The organism is Bacillus sp. FJAT-52991, assembly GCF_037201805.1.
Taxonomy (GTDB): domain Bacteria; phylum Bacillota; class Bacilli; order Bacillales; family Domibacillaceae; genus Bacillus_CE; species Bacillus_CE kandeliae.
In genome coordinates this window covers 1,110,165-1,134,151 of sequence record NZ_CP147404.1, presented here as the reverse complement: position 1 = coordinate 1,134,151, position 23,987 = coordinate 1,110,165, and the positions used below count along the sequence as shown (strand labels likewise).

The window sequence follows — 23,987 nt, the reverse complement described above, 5'->3', positions numbered from 1 at the left end:
ATTCAATGAAAGTAGCGATAAGTACATTAAATGCAAAATACATTCATACCAACTTAGCAATTCGTTGTTTAAAAGCATTTGCTGAACCCGATTATCAAGTAGAGCTAGCAGAATATACCATTAAAGACCCTGTTATCAATATTGTAACAGATCTTTATAAAAAACAGCCGGATGTTTTAGGTTTTAGCTGCTACATTTGGAACATTGAAGAGACCATTAAAGTGGTTGAAATGATTAAAAAGGTCTTACCTCAAACCATCATCCTTTTGGGAGGTCCTGAAGTTAGCTACGATGTTCCCTACTGGCTAGAACGCATTCCTGAAGCCGACTTTATTGTGATCGGGGAAGGAGAAGAAACCTTTAAGCAGCTCCTTGATGAAATTAGCGGAGATAAGGATTGGAGCAAGGTGCATGGCATTGGTTATCGCCAGGATCACAAACCAATCATTAACCCGCAACGAAATAAGCTAGATTTGCGCGAACTTCCCTCTCCTTTTCGTTTTGAGGAGGATCGAGCTCAATTATCTAAGCGAGTGACTTATATTGAAACGAGTCGCGGCTGTCCGTTCCGCTGCCAATTTTGCCTATCATCTATTGAAGTAGGAGTTCGTTATTTCAATCGTGAAAAAATTAAAGACGATATTCGTTATTTAATGGCTCACGGGGCAAAAACAATTAAATTTGTCGATCGTACCTTTAATATTAGTCGTAGCTATGCAATGGAGATGTTCCAGTTTCTAATTGATGAACATCTTCCAGGCACCGTCTTTCAATTTGAAATTACAGCGGATATTATGCGCCCAGAAGTCATCCAGTTTTTAAACGAAAACGCCCCGACCGGACTGTTCCGCTTTGAAATTGGTGTTCAATCCACAAATGATGCAACGAATGAGCTCGTCATGCGCAAACAAAACTGGTCCAAGCTTACAAGAACGGTCACAATGGTGAAAGAAGGAGGAAAAATCGATCAGCATCTTGATTTAATTGCTGGCTTACCTGAAGAAGACTATCATTCTTTCCGTCAAACCTTTAATGATGTGTTTGCCTTAAGACCTGAGGAACTGCAGCTTGGGTTTTTGAAGATGCTACGTGGAACTGGACTACGACTACGAGCGAAGGATCACGATTACGTCTATATGGATCACGCGCCTTACGAAATATTGCAAAATAACATTCTCTCATTTGCTGATATGGTGAAAATTAAACAAGTAGAAGATGTGCTTGAGAAGTATTGGAATGATCATCGAATGGACGAGACGATTGAATACTTGGTAACCAATACATTCGAAACGCCTTTCGACTTCTTTCAATCTTTCGGTGCTTATTGGGAGCAACAAGGTTGGGAGCGTATCGGTCATCAATTAGAGAACTTATTTCAACGGCTATTACAGTTTTTAATGGCCGCAAATCTTCCAAACCTCAGCGATATTCAAAGCTTAATGAAATATGATTATTTATTGAATCAACGCTACAAGCCTAGGAAGCCTTGGTGGACACCAACACTTGATAAAAAAGATCGATCGCTTTTATATCAAGAGATTTTACAAGCTCCTGAACGTCTCGGTCATGACTTTGTTGCCCTTGGTCTAACGGAGAAAGAATTATATAAACATACAATCATTGAAGACTTAACCATGCTTTATACGAATGGTCAGTGGATAAAGCAAGATAATTATTTGATCGTTTACTTTGAACCTTCTAGCGGTCAACCACAGGCCTTTTTCATGGATCGTAACCAATTAACACAAGCTAATTAAAAAGGTCTCACACAAGCCAAGCCTCTCCACTATCTCGGTGGTTATGCTTGGCTCTTTTTTATTTCATAGTAAAAGGGTGTGATGCTGAAAGTAACTATTCTTTTCGACGTCACACCCTTATAAAAAACTAACTATTCTTTTGCATGAAGTTCATTTACTTGTTCACTTACTGGACCTTTCTTTTTGGCGAATAAGTAGCCTCCTAATGCAATAGCTATTAGCACGCCCCAAAAAGTTAGCTTCCAGCCAGTGGATTCTGGGAAATGCTCATCAAGAACATGGACCTTAGGATGAGCTAAAGTAAAGACGGCTAGCTTCACACCTACCCAACCAACAATTAAAAAAGCAGCCGTTTCAAGTGAAGGGTAATTTTGTAATAAACGAACAAACCAAGTAGCCGCAAATCGCATAATGACCACTCCAATAAAGCCACCAAGGAACATCACGATAAATTGACCACCATCGATTCCACCGATTTCGAATGTTCCAACAGCTGGTAGCGTTAAAGCTAAGGCAACGGCTGCAAGCATCGAGTCAATCGCAAACGCAATGTCTGCCACTTCTACTTTCAAAACGGTTACCCAGAAAGAAGAACCTTTTGCTTCCTTGACTTCATGACTCTCGGTACCATTTTTATGCTTCCAATTTTTATATAGATGGTTAAGACAAATATAGAATAAATAAATCGCTCCAATTGCTTGAACCTGCCATACATCCACTAAAAACGAAATAAGGAATAAAGAAACAAAACGGAAGATAAATGCACCTAATAATCCGTAAAATAATGCCTTTTTCTGTTCTTTTTTTGGCAAGTGCTTGACCATAACTGCCATAACAACAGCATTGTCAGCAGCTAGAATTCCTTCTAGAACGACTAGAACAAGCAACACCCAACCGTATTCGAGTAACATTGATACATCCATAAATTAAATCTCCTCCAATGGTTTATTGATGATGGGCACGAAACAACAAAAGCGAGACCTTTGCCTTTTTGGGCAAAGGTCTCGCTGAGCATGATCTTCTATCATGCCAACAAAGCCGATGGATAAAAATCCATGAAATGACGACTTTGTTCTAGGTATTTGACTACCTAACGGCTACTCCCCTTTGACTGACGTCAACGAAGATTCAGTTGTCTGTGTTCTTATTATAAAAAAAACTAGAGAGATTGTAAACCACTAAGTTCACTTATTTTCATTCATTCGTCTTGTTTCTCGATCAAAGAAGCTATAGACAACTGGAATAACAAACAATGTTAAAAACGTACTCGAAATTAATCCCCCAATAACAGCAATCCCCATCGGCTGATTAATTTCCGTTCCTCCACCAATTCCCATCGCCAGTGGAACTAGTCCAAGAATCGTTGTTAATGACGTCATTAATATCGGTCGAGCCCGATCTTTAACGGCAGAAACAATGGCTTCATGACTATTCGTTTCTCTGTCCTTTCGTTGAATAATGTAATCAACAATCACGATGGCATTGTTAACAACAATTCCAGCCAAAATGAGAATACCGATAACAGCCGGAATGCTGATTGGCGTTCTTGTCACAGTCAGAGCAATGGACACCCCGACAACCATTAATGGTACGGTAAACATAATCACAAATGGATATTTAAATGACTCATATTGTGCAGCCATGACGATGTAAATTAATACAATTGCCAACAAAAGGGCCATAACCATATCATCAATGGAACTTTCTAACAAATCACGATCTCCACTGAACGTTATTGTTGTTTCATCTGATAAATCAAGTTCCGCGATTTTCTCATCGACCTTTTTAGAAACTTCTCCAAGGTTCGTATCAGATGTGTACATCGTCGTAAACTGTACGGCTTCTTGTTGATTAATTCGCTGAATGCTTACAGGCCCTTCTTGAATTTGAATATCCGCAAGGTCTTGCAGCTTCATAAAGTTTCCTGAAGGTGTTTTCACTAGTAAATTTTTCAAGTTATCAATATTTTTCGTAACGTTTTGATCATATTGAACCTTCACTGTTTGCACTTCATCATCTTTATTAATGACTTGTGTGGCAATGACACCCCGAGTGGCATCATTGACGATCGAAGCGATTTGAGCAGGAGCAAACCCAGCTGCTAATGCTTTCTCTCGATCTACATTGATTTGAATTTCTTTGACGGTTTCTTCTCTATTCGTCGTCACCTCAGTGATTTCATCGATTTCCTTCAAAGCCGTTTCTATCTCTTGAACCGCCTGATCTAACCGCTCTTTACTTACATCTCGGACGTTAAAAGTAAGCGTTTGTGGACTTGCCCCTGAAGCAGAATGCAGGTTAAAAGTGACCTCAGCTGTTTTATTGACGTTTTCTGCTGCTGTGATGACATCGTTTTTTATATCATCAACAAAAGCAAAAACCGATCGATCTCTTTTTTCCAACGGATCTAATTTAACGTAAAGTTCAGCTACATTTGCTGAACCTGTCCCCCGGAAAGAATCTTCTTGAGTAGAACCAACGAGACTAACAAACACATCGACATCCTTTTGTTTCTCTAGTTCTTTCTCAATTGCTTCAATGACGCGATTCGTCTCCTGCAAAGCTGTTCCATTCTCAAGCTCGACTCGTATATTGAAGAACCCTTCATCTGTCGGCGGAAGAAATTGTGATCCCACCGTCTTTAACCCCAAAGCTCCACCAATAAACAACACGAATGAGATCGCTAATACGAGGAAACGATGCTGTAAGGACCAGCGAACAGCTTTTTCAAAGCGTGACATCGCTGCTGTTTGTTCCTTTTGTGTCTTTGCTTCAGGTGCCTTTAACCAGCGGCTTGCCATCATTGGAATAACTGTTAATGCAACTACTAATGATGCGAATAAACTAAAGGAAATCGTTAAAGCAAACTCTTTAAAGATTTGACCAAGAATACCCGATATAAATACAACTGGTAAAAAGACGGCTACTGTCGTTAACGTGGAGGCTGTGATCGCACCGCCTACTTCTTTCGCTCCATCACGAGCGGCTTGCTTAGAGTCTTTCCCCATTGATAAATGCCGGTAAATGTTTTCTATAACAACGATCGCATTATCTACCAGCATCCCAATACCGAGAGCAAGTGCTCCAAGCGTCATAATATTTAAGTCAAAATCAGCAAAGTACATTAAGACAAAGGTAACGATGACAGAATACGGAATTGCTACACCGATGATAAGTGGACTTCTTACATTTCTAAGAAAGACAAACAATACGAGCATCGCGAACACGCCACCAAGAAGAAGTGAGCTTCCAATATTCCCAATGGAAAGGCGAATATAATCTCCTTGATCGAATAATACATCTGCTTCAATATTTTTGTAACGATCTTCCTTAAGAAGTTCATTTAATTTTTCCTGAAATTGTTTAGATACTTCTGCTGTATTTGCATCTGCTTGTTGTAACACGCTAAGTAAGATGGCGGGATTTTGATTCGCTCTTGTAATCGTTCCTGTGTCTTTTTCTTTTAATTCCACACTGGCGACATCGCCTACTGTAATTTCTTCTCCATTCAGCGGATTAACCGTTAACACTAGTTGTTTAATATCATCAACACTCGTTAATTGACTAACAATTCTTGTCGTTAACGACATCCCATCCGATTCGACTGTATCACCTGGAAGAGAAATATTGTTTGCTTGAATGAGCTGCACAACATCTGATTGTGCTAAATTGTATTTTTTGAGCTTTTCTTCGTTTAACTCAATCTTAATTTCCTCTTCTAGAGAGCCCGTTACACTTACGTTGGCTACCCCTTCAACAGTCGCTAAATCTTTCTCTAGTTCAGACGCTAACTTTTCCAAATTCTCCTTATCATCCGTCGACTGAAGAGACAACTGAATAATTGGGAATTGGGATGGATCAAATTTAAAAAATTGTGGTTTACTCGCACCGTCTGGGATAGGTGTGCGATCAATCCGCTGCAACACATCAGATTGAATATCATCAATTTTTGTACTCCAAGAGAATTCGAGTAACAGTAAGTTTGACCCTTCTCTCGTAGTCGAGGTAATATTTTTAATTCCCGGAAGTGTTGATAAGCTTTCTTCTAAAGGCTTTGTTACTTTTTCCACCACTTCTGTCGGACTAGCCCCTTCGTAGGAAGTGACAACAACTGCAATGGGTGGATTAATATCCGGTATAAGCTTTAATGGAATTTTTAATAGAGACACAACACCTAAAATAATCACTAAAAACATAATGACTGTGGTGAAAACGGGTCTCTTTATTGAAAAATTACTGATTTTCAAAAAAATTCTCCTTTCCAGAAACGTTCAATCTTGATCTTATCCCTCTAACTATAATGCACATATTTACAACGTACAACTAGGTACGCTATTATTTTCACCTGATGAAGCAAAAGGAGATTAACAGTGAAGTTTGTTAATCCCCTTTTCATCCCTATTTATTTTTCGTTAATGTCCAGCCTGTTATTCCAAATAAAACGGTTAATATCGGACTTAGTAAACAAAAGAAGGCAAACGGTAAGTAGTCAATAGTAGGGACCCCAAGCATTTTCGTAATAAACACTCCGCATACACTCCAAGGAACGAGCGGATTGATAACGGTTCCAGCGTCTTCAAGCGTCCGTGATAAATTTTTCTTGGCTAGACCCACTCTTTCAAATTGCCGCCCAAATGCTTCCCCTGTTAGTAAAATAGATAAATATTGTTCACCAATAATAACGTTCACTCCAATAGCGGAAACAGCGGCTGCAGCTATTGTGCTCCCTGCTTTTTGTAAGCGATGCTCAATGGCTTCAAATAATCGCGGAACAATGCCAAGAGAAAATAATAAACCTCCTAGACTTAAAGAAAGCAAGACAAGAGAAACAGTAGACATCATACTTTCCATACCACCTCTTGATAATAAAGCGTCCACTTCAGCATTCCCTGTCTCTGCCTTATATCCAGAAAATATCACTTTAAATACATAAGCTAATGTATGGTCTGAATGAATAAATGATAACACAATCCCTAATATAGAACTTAACGCTAACGTAATAAAAGGAGATACTTTTTTAATAGAAAGAATGAATAATAGAACAACCGGTAACCAAGAATACCAATGAATTAGATTCATCTCCAGTAGTCCAGCTTTTATCGCTTCTATTTTAGGGAAATCAGCTCCCGCCATTTCTGGTGAAATCCCTGCAAATAATAGAATGGTAATGAAAAAAGCTGGGACTGTTGTCCATGCCATGTTTCGAATATGTTCAAATAAATCCACACCAACAATTGATGCCGCTAAATTCGTTGTATCCGATAAAGGGGACATCTTATCTCCAAAAAAGGCTCCTGAAACGACCGCACCAGCTGTAATCGCAACAGATGCATCCATCGCCTGACTAACACCGATAAACGCTACTCCTATCGTTGCTACTGTTGTTAAAGAGCTACCAATCCCTAATCCAACAATGGCCGTGACAAGAAAAACCACACTATAAAAAAATTTAGGCGTGACTAGTCCAAAAGCCGCATGAATCATCGTTGGAATCGTTCCCGACAAAATCCAGCTGCTCACTAAAATGCCTATAAAGAAAAAGATAAAGACCGCACCCATTCCACTTTTCGCCCCATCAAGCATTCCTGCTTCCAGCTTATGAAATGGAATTTTTTTGAGTAGCCCAAAGGCTAGCAATAATAAAATCGAAATAAGAATAGGAATATGCGGCACAGACTCCAGTTTAATAATCGAAGAACTGATGACTGTGATGATCACCCCTACTAACACAAGAGCTTGCATTAACGTAGGCCTCATTAATGACTCAATTTTAAACATTTTGTACACCTCTGATGTATGCAATCACTTTTTTACTTGAACGCTTTTGTGCATTGAAGCATATAACCCTCATTATCATCTAATTGAACACTTGTGTCAATCAATTATTCAATATAAGTAAAAAACCAGCTAGAACATCAATATTCTAGCTGGTTCTTACTTACTTATTCCATAATATTATATAACTTCAAGTGTTCGTTCTTATCACTGAACCAACGCAAAGCAAATTCATTTTCAAACAAAAAGACAAGTCGATCATATCGGTCTTTGACAAGTAAGCTTCGGGAATTAGATAAACTCTCCTTTACATCTTGTTCATTTTCGATCCAACGAGCAATCTTTGATCCCATCGGCTCCATAACGACTTCTGAATTATACTCGCTTTTCATTCGATGCTCAAACACTTCAAATTGAAGTTGGCCTACAGCACCAAGAATATAATCTTCCGTCCGTAATGTTTTATAGAGCTGAATCGCTCCTTCTTGCACAAGCTGCTGAATGCCTTTATGGAAGCTTTTTTGTTTCATCACATTTTTCGCCGCTACTTTAACAAAAAGCTCTGGTGTAAATTGCGGTAATTTTTCATATTGAAAGAGTGGTTTTTCTCCGACTAATGTATCACCAATTTGATAAGTACCTGTATCATATAAACCAATAATATCTCCGCTTACCGCTTCATTCACAGTACTGCGGTCATCAGCCAAAAATTGTGTTGACTGTGACACTTTGGATGATTTTCCCGTTCTCGTTAACGTAATATTCATTCCCCGTTCAAATTTTCCTGAACAAATTCTAAAGAAAGCAATGCGATCACGGTGAGCAGGATTCATGTTCGCTTGAATTTTAAATATAAAGCCAGAAAACTGTTCACTGACAGGATCAATTTCTCCCTTGTCAGAGTTGCGTGGCTGTGGTGGCGGTGCAAACTGCAAATACGTTTCTAAAAATGTTTGCACGCCGAAATTCGTTAACGCACTACCAAAGAATACCGGCGTTAGCGTTCCGTTAGCAATTCGCTCTTTAGAAAACTCATTGCCCGCTTCTTCAAGAAGCATGATTTCTTCAAGCGTTTGATCATATAAAGCCGACTTAGTGATCTCATGATCAACAGCTAATTCTCCGTCTTCATTCAATGGAAGAAAACGATCTTCTTCATTTTCCACTCGGAATTGTTCAATCCGCTGATTAAAGCGATCATAAATACCAAAAAATTCTTTCCCCATTCCAATCGGCCAGTTCATCGGATAAGACTCAATACCAAGCACTTCTTCAAGCTCGGCTAGAAGTTCAAGTGGCAATTTCGCTTGTCGATCCAACTTATTAATAAAGGTAAAAATAGGGATCCCTCTCATGCGGCATACTTTAAATAATTTAATCGTTTGTGCCTCAATCCCTTTTGCCGCATCGACAATCATAACCGCACTATCTACCGCCATTAATGTTCGATACGTATCTTCACTGAAATCTTGATGCCCAGGTGTGTCCAAAATATTTACTCGATAGTCATCATATTGAAATTGCATAACAGAAGAAGTAACAGAAATTCCTCTTTGCTTTTCAATATCCATCCAATCAGATGTTGCATACTTCCCGGTTTTCTTTCCTTTTACTGTTCCCGCATCACGAATCGCGCCTCCAAACAGTAATAATTTCTCTGTTAATGTTGTTTTCCCAGCATCTGGATGGGAAATAATCGCAAATGTTCTTCTAGAAAGAACTTCTTCTTTTAATGAAGCCATGTAGTAGCCAAATCCTTTCAAAGTTAAAATCCGTTAAAAGTCATGAAAAAAATATAGCGGAAAATGCAGCAAATGTCTATTACATTTCGCATGTCCACTGATAAATTCGACGAGCAAGTTCTTCAGCAGGCTGCTCCTCTAAACCTGTGTTCATTAATGAAGAAGATAATTGGTTGACAAAACCTTCTCCGCTATTTTCGTATGTGAAAGAAAAAGACCATTCTTGCGTGGGAACGGCAACAACGAATGTTTCCTCTTTTTTATTCTCGTATACATATACTTTTATTTCCTTATCGTGCAATAAAGTTTTTCTGATTTTCACGTTTAATCCCCCTTATTTAAGCCAATATCTAATATATAATCGTCTTTCATCAAAAATTTTTTCTGAAAAGCGGACTATTTTATTATTGTATATCTTTTTACACCATTATAAACTATACACCTATGTGTCAAAAAGTGAAATAGAGAGGTGAGTCAATTGACTTATATTTGGGGTCTATTTGGTATTTTAGTTGTCCTTGGAATAGGCTACATCTTTTCTACAAATAGAAAGATGATTAAATGGAGAACGGTGCTTGGCGGACTAGCCATTCAGCTTTTGTTTGCTTTCATCGTTTTAAAATGGGACTGGGGTCAAGCAAGAATGCAAGACTTCACTATGCTTGTAAATGCCATTATTGACTATTCACGAGCAGGGATTGATTTTTTATTTGGTGGATTATATACAAAGGAATCGAATATCACCTTTGTATTTGCTTTAAATGTTTTGCCAGTCGTCATTTTCTTTTCTGCTTTAATCTCCGTTCTATATTATTTAGGGATTATGCAGGTTTTCATTAAATTTATCGGGGGAGCGCTCTCTAAATTGCTTGGCACTCGAAAAGCTGAATCAATATCAGCAGCAGCTAATATTTTCGTTGGCCAAACAGAAGCACCGCTTGTGATCAAACCTTATATTAATAAAATGACGGAATCCGAGTTATTTGCGGTAATGACAGGTGGATTAGCTTCTGTAGCAGGGTCTGTTCTTGTCGGTTATTCTTTATTAGGAGTACCTTTAGAATATTTACTAGCTGCTAGCTTTATGGCTGCTCCTGCAGGACTTGTCATGGCTAAGTTATTTGTTCCTGAAACGAATTTAGATCCTGAACCGAAAGAGTTTGAAATGGAAGTAGATTCCGACTCTACTAATGTAATCGATGCTGCAGCTAGAGGGGCTTCTGTCGGTTTACAGCTGGCATTAAACATCGGTGCGATGCTTCTTGCCTTTATCGCATTAGTAGCGATGATCAATGGTTTATTAGGTTGGATCGGAAGCATAATGGGCTTAGAAAATTTATCACTCGAACTCCTTTTGGGCTACATTTTTTCCCCGCTTGCTTTTGCGATTGGTGTACCATGGGAAGAGGCAATTCAAGCAGGAAATTATATTGGTCAAAAACTCGTCATTAATGAGTTTGTCGCTTATTCGAATTTTGCCCCTGAGATTCCGAATTTATCTGAAAAAACAGTAGCCATTTTAAGCTTTGCTCTTTGCGGCTTTGCCAACATTTCATCGATGGCGATCTTGCTCGGTGGGCTTGGTAATTTAGCTCCAAATCGGCGAGCAGATATTGCTCGCTTGGGACTTAAATCCGTTCTGGCAGGTGCTCTTGCCTCCATATTAAGCGCGGCGATCGCTGGCATGCTTATTTAAATTTTTATACATGAAAATTTAAGTGACAGTTTGTGCAGAATAATCTCCAACTTCTTTGAAAAGAATATCATTAGGAGGTGTGATCAATGGCTAAAATCGCTGTCGAAAGTTCTCTGCAAAACGTCAAACAAGTGTTGCAAGAAAAGGGACATCAAGTAGTAAATATGGAAAATGAGTCAGATATGCAAAATTGTGATTGCTGTGTGGTAACGGGGCTGGATTCTAATTTGATGGGAATGCAAACAGCCATTACTAAAGCAGCAATTATAGAAGCAAGTGGTTTGAGTGCCGAAGAAGTTTGTCAACAAGTAGAAAGTAGAATTCAATAAAGTGAAACTTCAATCAGTAGGGTCTTACAGCCCGTTAATGCGGGATAAAAGTCAGCTATGTACTATGTTGCGGCTCTTAAACGATTCCCTTAGTTACGCTTAAACCATTCTAGGACAGGCCCTTCTCTCCATCCCCAACATTCCAACCCTACAGTTTTTTCCATTATTTTTTTGTTTTTTTTCGATTCATTTGGAGATAAATATAAATGAATACGAACGAAAAACAAGGAGGAAACAACAATGGGATTTATAATGTACTTAATTGTAGGAGGAATTATTGGCTGGGTGGCGGGCCTTATTTTAGGTAAAGATATTCCAGGGGGTATTTTTGGTAATATCATCGCAGGAATTATTGGCGCTTGGATTGGCGATGCTTTATTTAGAACGATGGGTCCAACTCTAGGAGGAATCGCTATTGTTCCCGCTTTAATCGGGAGCATCATTCTTATATTTGTTGTTAGCTTTATAATGAAGCAAATAAACCATGCAAAATGAAGAATGATATGAAAAAGGATCTCATATAAGAAAGCTGACTCCATAAGACGATCTTTATAAAGAGGGTATTCCCCTCTTTATATTCTCGATATGTCCTTTCGGAGTCAGCTTTCTTTATTTCTGAGCCTGTGTGAAACTTCAATCAGTGGGGGTTTTACAGCCCGTTAATGCGGGATAAATGAATAGTTGCTTTAGCCTTTTCAAGAGCCTGCTGAAAATCTTGAATTAAATCCTCAAAAGATTCTAATCCAACAGAAAACCTCAGCAAACCATCCGTAATTCCCCGCTTCATTCTCTCCTCTCGAGGCATAGCCGCATGGGACATTTTGGCCGGATAAGAAAGGATGGATTCAACCGCTCCAAGACTTACAGCAAACACCGGGATCTTCATCTGTTCAACAAACTGTCTAACCATTTCCTCATTTCTTAATTCAAACGACAGAACAGCCCCTGATCCAGACGATTGGTACGAATGTACTACATGACCAGGATGATCGGACAAGCCCGGATAGTACACCTTTTCTACCAGCTCATGCTCTTGTAAAAACTCAGCCAATAGCTGAGCTGTTCTAGAGGACTGTTGAAGACGAACATGAAGAGTTTTTAACCCTCTCAATACAAGCCACGAGTCGTGAGCACCTAACACAGCTCCGAAAGAATTTTGTAGCTGATATAATCGTTTCCCTAGTTCTTCATCTTTTGTCACAGCAAGCCCCGCTAATACATCACTATGCCCAGATAAAAACTTTGTCGCACTATGTAGAACAACATCCACCCCTAAATCGAGAGGCCGTTGCAAAGCAGGCGTCAAAAAGGTGTTATCAACAAATGTTAAACAATGATGAGCCTTCGCCAACTTGACAACTCCTTGAATATCTGTGACTTTTAACAACGGATTGGATGGCGTTTCTATATAGATTAATTTGGTGTTTTCTTTAATGTTTGAAGCTACTTCATGAAGATTGGTCATATCCACAAATGTATGCTCGATCCCAAATCGGTTTAATACAGTTGTAATCATCCGATAAGTACCACCATAAACATCTTCCGTTATTAAGACATGATCTCCCTGCGAAAGCAATAAAAAAGCTGTGGAAATGGCCGCCATCCCTGATGAAAAAGCAAATCCTCTTGTCCCACCTTCTAATTCTGCGATCGCCTCCTCTAAGGCTTGTCTTGTTGGGTTACCTGAACGACTATAATCATAATCTCCAAACTGGTCAAAACTAGTTTGATGAAAAGTTGATGCATGTTGAACGGGAACACTTACCGCTCCCGTCCCTTCATCATATTTATGGCGATTATGCAATAATTTTGTTTGAAAAGAATATGTTTGCTCCACAACTATCACTCCTCTTTCATTTTCTTAAATGCCTGTGATAAATCAAATAGTAAATCTTCGGAATGCTCAATTCCAACCGAGAAACGTAGCAGACGATTGCAAACCCCACGCTCGAACCGAACTTCTTCTGGAATATCCATATGGGTCTGTGTTGCCGGATACGTAATAAAACTTTCGACTCCCCCTAAACTTTCAGCAAACGTAATCAACTGAAGGCTTCGTAAGAAAGGATCCACCCAGTCCTCTGACGCAATTCGAAACGACAACATCCCTCCACGACCTGGATAAAAAACATCCGTTACTTCCGGACAACATCGAAGAAATTCCGCTATCTGATGGGCATTTTCTTCATGCTGCTTCATTCTCAATGCCAATGTTTTTAACCCCCGAATTAATAACCAAGAATCGAACGGTGATAAAACGGCTCCTGCTGCGTTTTGCATCTCCGCTATTTTTACCGCTAATTCCTCACCCTTTACAGCTACTAGCCCTGCCAAGACATCATTATGTCCACCTAAATACTTTGTCGCACTATGGATCACAATATCAGCTCCATCTATGAGCGGCCGTTGAAGCAATGGTGTATAAAAAGTATTGTCAACAATCAATAATAATCCATGTTCCTTAGCAAAGGCGGCAACAGCTTTTATATCCGCTTCCTGTAAAAGAGGATTCGTAGGCGTTTCAAGAAAAAGCACCTTTGTATTTGGCGATAGTATTTCTTTTGTTTTAGATAAATCTTGAAAGCTGTCATAGGCGAACGATACGTTATATTTTTTCCACATTTTCTCAAACAATCGATAAGTGCCTCCATAAAGGTCAGCAGATACAATCCATTCTTCTCCAGGTTCCGTTAACGATAGAATCGTATGAATAGCAGCCATTCCAGAAGAAAAAGCAAACCCGGCATCTCCTCCTTCTAAATCCGCTATTGCTTGTTCTACAATCTGTCTAGTCGGATTTCCTGTACGAACATAATCAAAACCGGTAGAACGGCCAATTCCTTCATGACGATAAGCGGTAGAAAAATAGACAGGTGGGTTCACTGTCCCCGTCTTTTCTTCACTCCGATTCCCAATTTGTGCAAGAATACTTTCAATATGCTTATGTCCCATTTGGTCATCTCCTTATAAATAGCCATTTATTTTAAAAAAAGAAAAAGCCTTCTTAAGAAGAAGGCTTTTTTAATCAACTTCTTCTCATCTTTCGGATCTTTCATCCGCTGGATTTAGCACCTTGACTTACAAATAGCCGGTTGCTGAAGTATCATCGGGCCAGTCCCTCCACTTCTCTTGATAAGAACATATTTAATTTTTATAAAAGGGAGTTGTTCCCCTATCACTTTCATTTAAAGTTTTTCGTTTCTACTAATGTACAGGATCAGCTCCTCAATGACAAGACTTTTTTCAATTTTTATTTTTTTCGGAATAAAAAAACTCATTTTACTATGCAGCATCAAGCCACAATCGACTAGCTATCCACTATTTCAGATTCTTTTGTTAATTTTCTGAAAATTTAGTTGATTATCCTTTTAGGCTGTTATACAATAAAAAACATTAACTTATCATGCAGGCTTCCGAGAGCATTTTACTTAAATAACATAGAAGGAGCGAGTAAAAATATGCAGAATTTGAGAGAAGATGCCTTAGAAATTCATCGACATCACCAAGGGAAACTAGAAACATCGGCAAAATTAAATGTGAAAAATGTAAAAGATTTAAGCCTCGTATATTCACCTGGAGTAGCAGAGCCATGTTTAGAAATCCATTCTTCCCCTGAAAAAATATATGAGTATACTATGAAGGCAAATACTGTTGCTGTCGTTTCAGATGGGACAGCTGTACTAGGTCTTGGTGATATCGGAGCAGATGCTTCATTGCCTGTTATGGAGGGAAAAGCTATTTTATTTAAAAACTTTGCTGGTGTTGATGCTTTCCCTATTTGTATTGACACGAAAGATCCTGAAGAAATCATTAAGACTGTCAAACTATTGCAATCTTCCTTTGGCGGTGTCAATTTAGAAGATATTAAAGCCCCCAATTGCTTTTTGATCGAAGAAAGACTAAAAAAAGAAATGGACATTCCCGTATTTCACGATGATCAGCACGGAACAGCTATTGTGACATTAGCTGGCTTAATTAACTCATTAAAGCTCGTTCATAAAACTTTTAGTGATATTAAAGTAGTTATTAATGGCGCAGGGGCTGCAGGCATTGCTATTACCAAGTTACTATACAGCTTCGGCGTGAAGGAAATCATTATGTGCGATTCAAAAGGAGCGATATACGCTGGCAGACCTCATGGAATGAATCCTGTCAAACAAGAAATTGCGACATTCACTAATCCAAACCAAATAGAGGGGTCACTTGAAGAAGCGATAATCAATAGTGATGTATTTATTGGCGTTTCTGCTGCTGGAGCATTAACACCAGAAATGGTTCGTACAATGGCACAAGATCCGATCGTTTTTGCAATGGCTAATCCTAATCCCGAAATTGACCCAGAAGATGCAAAAGCTGCTGGAGTTAAAATTATTGGCACAGGACGTTCAGATTTTCCTAACCAAGTAAACAATGTTCTTGCTTTTCCAGGAATATTCCGCGGAGCACTTGATACCCGATCCACAGACATTAATGAAGAAATGAAAATTGCCGCCGCTCACGCCATCGCTTCCCTCATAGCAGACCATGAATTATCAGATGATTATATCATCCCTTCAGCATTTGATGCCCGAGTCGCACCAGAAGTTGCTGCTGCCGTTGCCGCTGCTGCTATTCACTCAGGTGTCGCTCGCCAACATATTAATGTTGACTCCCTACGTCATAAAACCTACCAGCTATCAGCCATTCAAGTAAAGCCAGCTGAAATCATTCTATAATAGAGAAAAGGTCGATCATCGAGTGTACACCCTCTCGATGATCGACCTTTTTCAATTAAGAAGCAAATAATCTAGGGATTTCATTAACTAATGTGTAACCTCCCATACCTGCCATTAACACAACTACTACAATCCCAAACAACGTCATCCAGAGCGGATGGCGATAAGAGCCAACAATGGATTTTTTATGTGCAGCAATTAACATTACACCTAGAGCGATTGGTAAGATTAATCCATTTAATGCACCAGCCAGAATCAACACTTTTACTGGTTGACCGATCGTCGCAAAAACAGTCGTAGAAAAAATAATAAAGACAACGATAATTGCTTTGTGATGACGCTCTAACCAGGGGTGGAAAGTACGGATGAATGAAACAGATGTATAAGCGGCACCAATAACGGATGTAATAGCTGCTGCCCACATCACAACGCCAAATAGTTTATAGCCAATATCACCAGCAGCATGCTGGAACACGGATGCTGCTGGATTCGCTTCATCTAACACGAGTCCTTGAGCGACAACACCCAAAGCAGCAAGGAATAAGAAAATTCTCATAATTGATGCAATACCAATAGCAGAAATGGAGCCTTTCGTTACTTGAGGAATGGCCTCTACTCCCTTTACTCCTGCATCTAATAAACGGTGAGCACCTGCAAAAGTAATATAACCACCAACTGTACCACCAACTAACGTAACAATCGCTAAGAAATCAATCTGATCTGGGACAAATGTTTTGACCACAGCTTCCCCCATAGGCGGGTCCGCTTTAAATACTACATACACAGTAAGCGCAATCATGACAAATCCCATTACCTGCGTGAACTTGTCCATTAATATCCCTGCTTCTTTTACAAGAAAAATCCCTACGGCGATAGCTGCACTAATAATCGCACCTGTAACAGGAGAGACTCCGAAAATTACATTTGCTCCAAGACCTGCTCCAGCAACATTTCCGATATTAAATGCAAGTCCTCCAAGAACAATGAGCGCTGCAATAAAATAACCAAGTCCCGGAAAAACCAAGTTAGCTACTTCTTGAGCACGCTTTTCTGAAACGATTAAGATTCTCCATATATTTGTTTGGGCACCGATATCTAAAATAATCGAAATTAAAATAACAAAACCGAAGCTCGCTGCTAATTGCTGAGTAAATACTGTCGTTTGTGTTAAAAAGCCGGGGCCAATTGCTGATGTTGCCATTAAAAATGCGGCACCAAGCAAGACACTCCAATTAATTGTGCTGCCATTTTTTTGTGGATTCATGTTGTTTCCTCCTTCTATTTGATTGTTTGAATAATGATTTCTTTACTTTCAAGTTCTTTACGAATATAGCTTGCAAAAGTGAGGGCATGAGGACCATCTCCATGAATACAAATGGTGTCTGCCTGAATAGCAACTGTTTCCCCAGTGACCGCCTGCACTTCCCCCTTTTGAACCATATGAATGGCTTGTTGAACTGCTTCTTGATCCGTGGCAATAAAGGCTTTGGGATCTCGTCTGCTCGTTAATGATCCATCTGCTTGATACGTGCGGTCAACAAATACTTCTTCAGCTACCTTTAATCCAGCTTCCTCACCCGCTTGAATCAATTCACTTCCTGACAAGCCGTATAATACAAGCGAAGAATCAAAATCAACAATTGCTTTGACAATCGCTTCAGCTAGCTGCTTGTCTTTTGCTGCCATATTATAAAGAGCTCCGTGCGGCTTTACATGATGAAGTTTTCCGCCTTCCGCTTGGACAAAGGCTGATAAAGCACCCAGTTGGTATAAAACAGACGTGTATGCTTCTTCAGCAGAAAGCTCCATTGGCCGGCGTCCAAATCCAACAAGATCAGGAAATCCAGGGTGAGCTCCAATAGCTACCCCATGCTTTAATGCCAGTTTTACTGTTCGGCGCATAACAACAGGGTCTCCTGCGTGAAAACCGCAAGCAATATTGGCAGACGTGATAAAAGGCATAATCTCTTCGTCTGCACCCATTCGATAAGCACCAAAGCTTTCTCCTAAGTCGCAATTAATATCTACTTTCATTGTTCCCTCTCCTTTCTCCATTTCAACTGAATAGCTGATCGAATCATTTGTAATTCATGTTCTCTTTGAATGTATAATTGTTGAGATTCTTCTAGTGTTACATACTCAAAGTACACCTCTGTTCCAGGAATTTTTTGAGCAAGACTAGGAAGATCGACAGTTGTCACATTCGCCACTTTCGGGTATCCCCCCGTCGTTTGCCGATCTGCCATTAAAATGATCGGTTGACCTGATGAAGGAACTTGAATCGTCCCAATCGCTACTGCTTCAGAAATCATCTCTTTTGATTTGTTCATTTGCAAACGAGCACCATCTAGACGAAAGCCCATTCGATCAGATTCTGGTGTAATCTTATAAGGTTTTCCCCAGAAGTCTTGTTGTGAGGCATCAGTAAAACAACGATACTCACTTCCTGCTATACAACGAAAACGAGTATTTTTTAAAAATTGATAAACGGATGAAGAAATCCCCCAATTAGTCGCTAATACACGAGCAGCAGCTTTAGGGATGCCATCAATCACTGCCTGAACCGTTTCATTCGGGCGACCAATCGGAAGGTTGTCCCCTTTTTTCAAGGATCGACCTTCAAAACCGCCGAATTGACCCCGAGCATAAGTTGATCGGCTGCCTAACACTTTAGGTACATCTATTCCCCCAGCAACGGACAAAGAGACACGGCTTCCTTGGATAAATTTCCTCACATGCACCTCGCTTCCTGCGGGTACATACACAGGACGCCACATCGGAACTGGCTTCCCTTGGCATTCAATGCTCGCTTCTGCTCCGGTGAAAGCAACAAAGACAGGTTGATCAAACTGGACGCTCGCTCCTGTCATAGTCATCTCCAACGCACCAGCTCCACATTCATTACCAACTAACCAATTACCGAGACGAAGCGATAAATCATCCATCGCTCCGGACACAATCACGCCATACTGTCTGTTACCTGTTCGACCACGGTCTTGAACAGTGGTAAAAAAACCAGGACGAGTAATCAGCATTGCCATGGTGTATTCCCCCTCTCTTCCTCAAATTGACGTTCATCAATAGCAACAAATTTAATTTTGTCACCCGCATGGAGTAAACTTGGCGGCTGATGTTTTGGATTAAATAAATCCCACGGCGTCCGACCGATGACATGCCATCCACCAGGAGATTGAATAGGATAAACCCCTGTTTGCTGACCTCCAATGGCGACGGAACCAGCAGGAATATGTAAATCAGGTGTTTCTTTTCTCGGAGTATACAGCTGCTTGGATAAACCTCCAATATAGGGGAATCCAGGAGCGAATCCGATCATGTATACAATATATTCCGGTTCCGTATGAAGACGAATGACTTCTTCCACATCAAGCTGATGAAAGGCCGCTACTTCTTTAAGATCTGAACCACTTTCTCCTCCGTATAAAACCGGGATATGCAGTAAGCGTGGCTCTCCCTCTTGTTCATGTGCAATTTTTTCAATGTCTTCTAGTATTAATTCCGTTAATTTTTGCAAATTTATTTGTAGAGGATCATAATAAATCGTGATCGCAGCGAACGACGGCACCCACTCTTCTACCCCTTGCCATTTCTCTATCTCTAAATGTCTAGTAAAGGCACGAACTTTTCGATGAACATCCATACTAATCTCATCGCCAAGTCGAACCGTTACAGCTCGATCACCGAGCGGAATAATCTGTTCTTTCATTGCTCTACTCCCCTTTCCAACCCATATGTTTAGATATTTCTTCTGCTGATTGTTTTAATCTAATAATTAAAGATTCGACATGAGCTTCATCTTGAAAACGCACTTCAGGTCCTACAAGACTAATCCCTGCAATCACTTTCCCCATATGATCAAAAATGGGTGCTGCAACCGCTGAAGAGTAGTTTTCAAGTTCAGAATGGCTAATCGAATACTCCTTTTCTCTACTTTCTGCTAACATTTGTCGAAGCGTATCTTTATCCACGATTGTTCCATCTGCATATTTTTTTATCATCGCTCGGTTTATGAATTCTTCTCGTTCCTTATCTGGTAAAAAAGTAAGCAAAATTCGAGGGCATGCTCCAGCATATAGAGGGGCACGTCGTCCAATTTGTGTATATACTCGTACATGTTCTGTCGTATCAACCTTTTCTATATAAATCGCTTCTTCCTTTTCTCTAATAATTAAATTGACAGCTTCACCTGTCTCTTTTTTTAATTCATTCATAATCGGAAGCGCCACTTTTCTAATTTCTAACCGTTCCGACACGAGATGTCCCAGCTGTAAAAAGAGAAGCCCTAATTTGTAAGCGCCTTCATCACTTTTTTGCAAAAATCCCAGTTCATATAGTGACTCTGCCATTCGATACGCAGATGTTTTTGGCAAGTTTGTTTTTTCGACAATTTCCTGCAAAGTTTGTTGTTCCTCATCAAAGAATAATTGAATAATCTCCATCGATTTTAAAACTGTTTTATTCACTGTTCACACCTCTATTCCATTATTCGGAACAACCATTCCGATATTCGGTACTCTAATTATAAAAAAAAGAACAAATTGTGACAAGTTTTTTTTATTTAATTTTCATATAATTTTAAATTGGCACAAAAGAACAAACGATTCCATGTAGAAAAGAAAGTAAAACAAGTCTCTTCACAGGGCTGAAAAAATTATTGTTTATGCTAAGTTAACTGCTACTTAATCCATTTTTCCTTCTATATCCATAGAAAAACCCCGAATAAGAGACGTCTGAGGGCGTCCCTTATTCAGGGAATGATTTTATGCGAAAAAATAAAGTGAAAATTCAATCAGCGGGGGGTTCTTCTTCCTCCACTGATTGTTAGTTGAACGGATCGGGCGTTTACGGGCTGTTGATCCTCCACCTACATACCTGCGCTTCTTCTGCCATGTTGAGGTGGGGGTCTTACAGCCCGTTAATGCGGGATAAAATGCTTCTTTGTTATTTCAGCATGATTTTTTTGTCTAATTGTAGATGAACTTCTTGTTCAGTGACATTGGCCGTTTGATTTTTCTTGATTTTAAAATGATAAACAATATAACACCCAATAAAGAATGCTCCGCCGCAGTAGAGTGCTGTACGCTGAGCGGGGTCAAACGCCAAACTAGCCATAACGATACAATTAGCCAATAAAGCAATAATTGGCAGTACAGGGTAAAGAGGAACTTTAAACTTTAGATCTTCTACTTTCCCGCCTTGACGGATATAAGCTCTTCTAAAAGCAAGCAAGGAAGCTGTAATAGCAATCCAGCCAATTTGGGCCCCTAGTCCTGCAAGTGAAAGAAGCCAAACAAACACAGTTTCTGCGGCTGCTACACTTGAAAGAAGAGACAGTCCTGCAATCGCCATTGTAATGAGCAAGGCATTCATCGGCACCCCTCGTTTGTTTATCTTTCCTAACGCAGGGCTCGCCATCTTTTCTACTGAAAGAGAATACAGCATGCGTGTCGCAGCATACAATCCAGAGTTGGCCACTGACAACAAAGCCGTCAGAATAACGAAATTCATAATATCCGCTGCATAAGGGATTCCAATACTGTCGAGCACCACAACGAACGGACTTTCAACGACTCCCGCCTTCTCCATAGGAATCATTCCTGCAAGCACAAACACAGATAGAACGAAGAAGAAAAGTGTTCTCCAAACCGTTTGTCTGATCGATTTAGGAATCGTTTTGTCCGGATTTTCACTTTCCCCAGCCGCAATACCAATTAACTCTGTACCTTGGAAGGAAAAATTCACGGTAATCATCGTAATCAGCAGGGCTGTTATTCCATTAGGGAACAGTCCCTCTTCGTAGAATCGGGAAAGAAATGGCGCTTCTTGTCCGCCTTTCATATCGATAAAGCCGAACATGGCAGCACCGCCAACTGCAATAAACATAATGATCGCTATCACTTTAATGCTTGAAAATAGAAATTCTGCTTCAGCGAATGCTTTTGTTGAGAGCGCATTCAATAAAAAGAGCAGAGAAGCAAAAATTGCACACCACATCCAAACCGGTGAATCAGGGAACCACCGCTGCATCAGCTGACCAGCTGCTAAAAACTCCAATGCAACCGTTACTGCCCAGCCTAGCCAGTAAAGCCAGCCAATAGAAAAGCCTGTCGCAGGACCGATAAATCTTGTTGTATATGTTTGAAAAGAACCGGAAACCGGCATAGCAACAGACAATTCACCAAGGCAAAGCATCGTTAAATACATAATCAACCCGCCTACTAAATAAGAAAGAATAGCACCGGTCGGTCCAGCTTCATGAATCGTGTAGCCTGAACCAAGAAAAAATCCTGTACCAATGCATCCTCCCAAAGAAATCATAAACAAGTGCCTTGCCTTCATGCTTCGTTTTAACTCATGTGTTTGATTTTCTCTTGATGACATGGACATTCTCCTTCAAAGTAGTTTGGAAGCGATTTCATTTTAGAAAACACTTTTATACAGTGATGTAAAAGGATATGAACCTTTATTTTTGGATTTCTATAAATCATCTTTTTACAACCAAATGAACATTCCGTGATCTCCCCGGTACTACTAAGCTCTATGTCCTTCCGCGAGTTTGCTTTCTCTTGAATCTGGACATTTATTCCCCTTGGCTGGCTGTACAGCTCAGATGATTCATTCCCCCTTTTCATTTTTCTCACTTAGTGTATAGCAAAAAAACAAATGACTCAACTCGACATTTTTTTTAATATTTATACGATTGGATCTCTCTTTTAAATTTTTTCGTACAGCTCCTAAAACCAAGATACAGCAAGGTTTTAGCCATTCTTTTTTTTATAACCACTTAAACACCCCATCCATTTATTGTTATTCCAAAAACATTTTTATCGACTTAAAACGACAAAATTATCATCTACTGAAAAGCGGATATAGTATCCATACAACACCTGAATTCATTCAAATAAGCCCTGTAGTTCAACATCAACTGCAGGGCTTACCCATTTTTCTTTATTTTTGGTTAATCAACATGCGTGATCTCAAAATAATCTTGTATGTAACTTTGAAGTTCTGAACGATTAGCGATAGCCGCTAAAATGGCCTCAACCACTGCTCGTCGAGGTTCTTGTTGACTGAACTCATTTTGCACGAAAAGCAGCAATTCGCTCTGTTCCTCATCGGCATCTTTTAACATCATACTAATTTTCTGGATGATGAGACATTTCTTATTTGCTTTTAACAAACTTGTTTCTGAAAACTGCTTGTTCAGTAGGTCTACTTCAAGTAATTTATCGTCATCTTGTTGTATTTCTACAACATTCGTCTCTAAACGACGCATGGAGTATCTAATGACCTTATCAATATCCATTCCTTGATCGACCATGAGAAAGAAATGGATATAGTTTTGTATCATACCAAACAGCCCGACAGCTAGGTCTAGTGAGTAGGGCAGAATATCCTCTCCATATAACTCCAGCATTCGCTTTTGTAGCCATTCTATTTCTTCATAATGATAGCTTTTGACTATTTTTTTTAATTCCTCATCCTCTGAAGCAAACACTCCTTGGAAAAGAGCAAATAAATTATTTTCTTGATTCACTTTCATTTTGACAGCAATCTGCTCAATAAATGCTTCCTTATCTGAAGTCGATCGTCCCGCAAGTATATCTACACGACGTTTCTTCGTTTCGTTCTTGATCATTTCGAATATTGTCATTAATAATTCTTTCTTGGATGAAAAGTAATTATAAAACGTCCCTTTGGAAATTTTACTTTTATCTAAAATATCTTGAATGGACGTCGCCAAGTATCCTTTTTCAATGAAAAGGACATGTGCCACTTCGATGACTTGGCGTTTCCGATCCATCATTCGATCACCTCATCTGTATAAAATTGGACTGACTGTATAATTGCATCGTAGCCTATTCTAATAGCAAATTCAACATTATCAAATATTTTTATTGATTTTTTTATAACAACGGTATATGATAGTTTCCTGCTATAACACAAGTACATTA

At 39.5% G+C, this 23,987-nt stretch carries 19 protein-coding genes and 2 riboswitches; of the genes, 5 read left to right on the top strand and 14 right to left on the bottom strand.

Annotated elements, in window-relative coordinates; genetic code table 11:
- The first annotated feature begins 5 nt into the window (after positions 1 to 5).
- A complete protein-coding gene (locus tag WDJ61_RS05885; RefSeq protein WP_338753783.1) occupies positions 6 to 1,757 on the top strand; it encodes a B12-binding domain-containing radical SAM protein in 1,752 nt (583 codons plus the stop codon).
- 131 nt (positions 1,758 to 1,888) lie between these two features.
- Here the strand turns inward: WDJ61_RS05885 and WDJ61_RS05880 are convergent, their stop codons facing one another.
- From WDJ61_RS05880 to WDJ61_RS05860, 5 genes are all read right to left on the bottom strand, one after another.
- Positions 1,889 to 2,680: a TerC family protein gene (locus WDJ61_RS05880; protein WP_338753781.1), complete on the bottom strand. Its 792-nt coding sequence runs from the start codon at positions 2,678 to 2,680 to the stop codon at positions 1,889 to 1,891.
- An 87-nt stretch (positions 2,681 to 2,767) separates the two neighbouring features.
- Positions 2,768 to 2,875, bottom strand: a riboswitch (yybP-ykoY riboswitch).
- A gap of 66 nt (positions 2,876 to 2,941) precedes the next feature.
- Positions 2,942 to 6,004 carry an efflux RND transporter permease subunit gene (locus WDJ61_RS05875; protein WP_338753780.1) on the bottom strand — a complete coding sequence of 1,021 codons (3,063 nt, stop codon included), beginning with the start codon at positions 6,002 to 6,004 and terminating at the stop codon, positions 2,942 to 2,944.
- A 151-nt stretch (positions 6,005 to 6,155) separates the two neighbouring features.
- Entirely contained in the window at positions 6,156 to 7,535 is a 1,380-nt protein-coding gene (nhaC, locus tag WDJ61_RS05870) for a Na+/H+ antiporter NhaC (RefSeq protein WP_338753778.1), read from the bottom strand.
- 164 nt (positions 7,536 to 7,699) lie between these two features.
- Positions 7,700 to 9,274 (bottom strand): peptide chain release factor 3, encoded by a 1,575-nt coding sequence (locus WDJ61_RS05865; RefSeq protein WP_338753776.1) that lies wholly within the window; start codon positions 9,272 to 9,274, stop codon positions 7,700 to 7,702.
- A 79-nt stretch (positions 9,275 to 9,353) separates the two neighbouring features.
- Entirely contained in the window at positions 9,354 to 9,596 is a 243-nt protein-coding gene (locus tag WDJ61_RS05860) for a YueH family protein (RefSeq protein WP_338753775.1), read from the bottom strand.
- A 156-nt stretch (positions 9,597 to 9,752) separates the two neighbouring features.
- Between WDJ61_RS05860 and WDJ61_RS05855 the strand changes: the two genes are divergently transcribed.
- The 3 genes from WDJ61_RS05855 to WDJ61_RS05845 all read left to right on the top strand — a co-directional run bounded on the left by WDJ61_RS05855 (position 9,753) and on the right by WDJ61_RS05845 (position 11,794).
- Entirely contained in the window at positions 9,753 to 10,970 is a 1,218-nt protein-coding gene (locus WDJ61_RS05855; protein WP_338753773.1) for a NupC/NupG family nucleoside CNT transporter, read from the top strand.
- Positions 10,971 to 11,056: 86 nt separating this feature from the next.
- Positions 11,057 to 11,299, top strand: a complete 243-nt coding sequence (locus WDJ61_RS05850) for a YkuS family protein (RefSeq protein ID WP_338753771.1) — start codon at positions 11,057 to 11,059, stop codon at positions 11,297 to 11,299.
- A 240-nt stretch (positions 11,300 to 11,539) separates the two neighbouring features.
- Positions 11,540 to 11,794: a GlsB/YeaQ/YmgE family stress response membrane protein gene (locus tag WDJ61_RS05845; RefSeq protein WP_338753770.1), complete on the top strand. Its 255-nt coding sequence runs from the start codon at positions 11,540 to 11,542 to the stop codon at positions 11,792 to 11,794.
- Between the two features lie 154 nt (positions 11,795 to 11,948).
- Here WDJ61_RS05845 and metC read toward each other — a convergent pair whose 3' ends face one another.
- Positions 11,949 to 13,136 (bottom strand): cystathionine beta-lyase, encoded by a 1,188-nt coding sequence (gene metC / locus WDJ61_RS05840; RefSeq protein ID WP_338753769.1) that lies wholly within the window; start codon positions 13,134 to 13,136, stop codon positions 11,949 to 11,951.
- A gap of 5 nt (positions 13,137 to 13,141) precedes the next feature.
- Positions 13,142 to 14,251, bottom strand: coding sequence for a methionine biosynthesis PLP-dependent protein (locus tag WDJ61_RS05835; RefSeq protein ID WP_338753768.1), 1,110 nt, complete (start codon positions 14,249 to 14,251; stop codon positions 13,142 to 13,144).
- Between the two features lie 81 nt (positions 14,252 to 14,332).
- Positions 14,333 to 14,438: riboswitch (SAM riboswitch) on the bottom strand.
- 319 nt (positions 14,439 to 14,757) lie between these two features.
- Here WDJ61_RS05835 and WDJ61_RS05830 point away from each other — a divergent pair.
- Positions 14,758 to 16,014 (top strand): NADP-dependent malic enzyme, encoded by a 1,257-nt coding sequence (locus WDJ61_RS05830; protein WP_338753767.1) that lies wholly within the window; start codon positions 14,758 to 14,760, stop codon positions 16,012 to 16,014.
- A gap of 55 nt (positions 16,015 to 16,069) precedes the next feature.
- Here the strand turns inward: WDJ61_RS05830 and WDJ61_RS05825 are convergent, their stop codons facing one another.
- From WDJ61_RS05825 to WDJ61_RS05795, 7 genes are all read right to left on the bottom strand, one after another.
- Complete coding sequence (locus tag WDJ61_RS05825) at positions 16,070 to 17,278, bottom strand: NRAMP family divalent metal transporter (RefSeq protein ID WP_338753766.1); 1,209 nt, start codon at positions 17,276 to 17,278, stop codon at positions 16,070 to 16,072.
- A 14-nt stretch (positions 17,279 to 17,292) separates the two neighbouring features.
- A complete protein-coding gene (gene pxpA / locus WDJ61_RS05820; protein ID WP_338753765.1) occupies positions 17,293 to 18,048 on the bottom strand; it encodes a 5-oxoprolinase subunit PxpA in 756 nt (251 codons plus the stop codon).
- Entirely contained in the window at positions 18,045 to 19,055 is a 1,011-nt protein-coding gene (locus WDJ61_RS05815) for a biotin-dependent carboxyltransferase family protein (protein WP_338753763.1), read from the bottom strand. Before WDJ61_RS05815 ends, pxpA begins: the two co-directional genes overlap by 4 nt.
- Positions 19,043 to 19,738, bottom strand: a complete 696-nt coding sequence (gene pxpB, locus WDJ61_RS05810; protein WP_338753762.1) for a 5-oxoprolinase subunit PxpB — start codon at positions 19,736 to 19,738, stop codon at positions 19,043 to 19,045. The genes WDJ61_RS05815 and pxpB overlap by 13 nt, the downstream gene beginning before the upstream one ends.
- Before the next feature lie 4 nt (positions 19,739 to 19,742).
- On the bottom strand, positions 19,743 to 20,495 hold the full coding sequence (locus WDJ61_RS05805) for an IclR family transcriptional regulator (RefSeq protein ID WP_338753760.1): 753 nt from the start codon (positions 20,493 to 20,495) through the stop codon (positions 19,743 to 19,745).
- A 478-nt stretch (positions 20,496 to 20,973) separates the two neighbouring features.
- Entirely contained in the window at positions 20,974 to 22,413 is a 1,440-nt protein-coding gene (locus WDJ61_RS05800; RefSeq protein ID WP_338753759.1) for an amino acid permease, read from the bottom strand.
- A 577-nt stretch (positions 22,414 to 22,990) separates the two neighbouring features.
- Positions 22,991 to 23,839, bottom strand: a complete 849-nt coding sequence (locus tag WDJ61_RS05795) for a TetR/AcrR family transcriptional regulator (protein WP_338753757.1) — start codon at positions 23,837 to 23,839, stop codon at positions 22,991 to 22,993.
- Between the last annotated feature and the right edge of the window lie 148 nt (positions 23,840 to 23,987).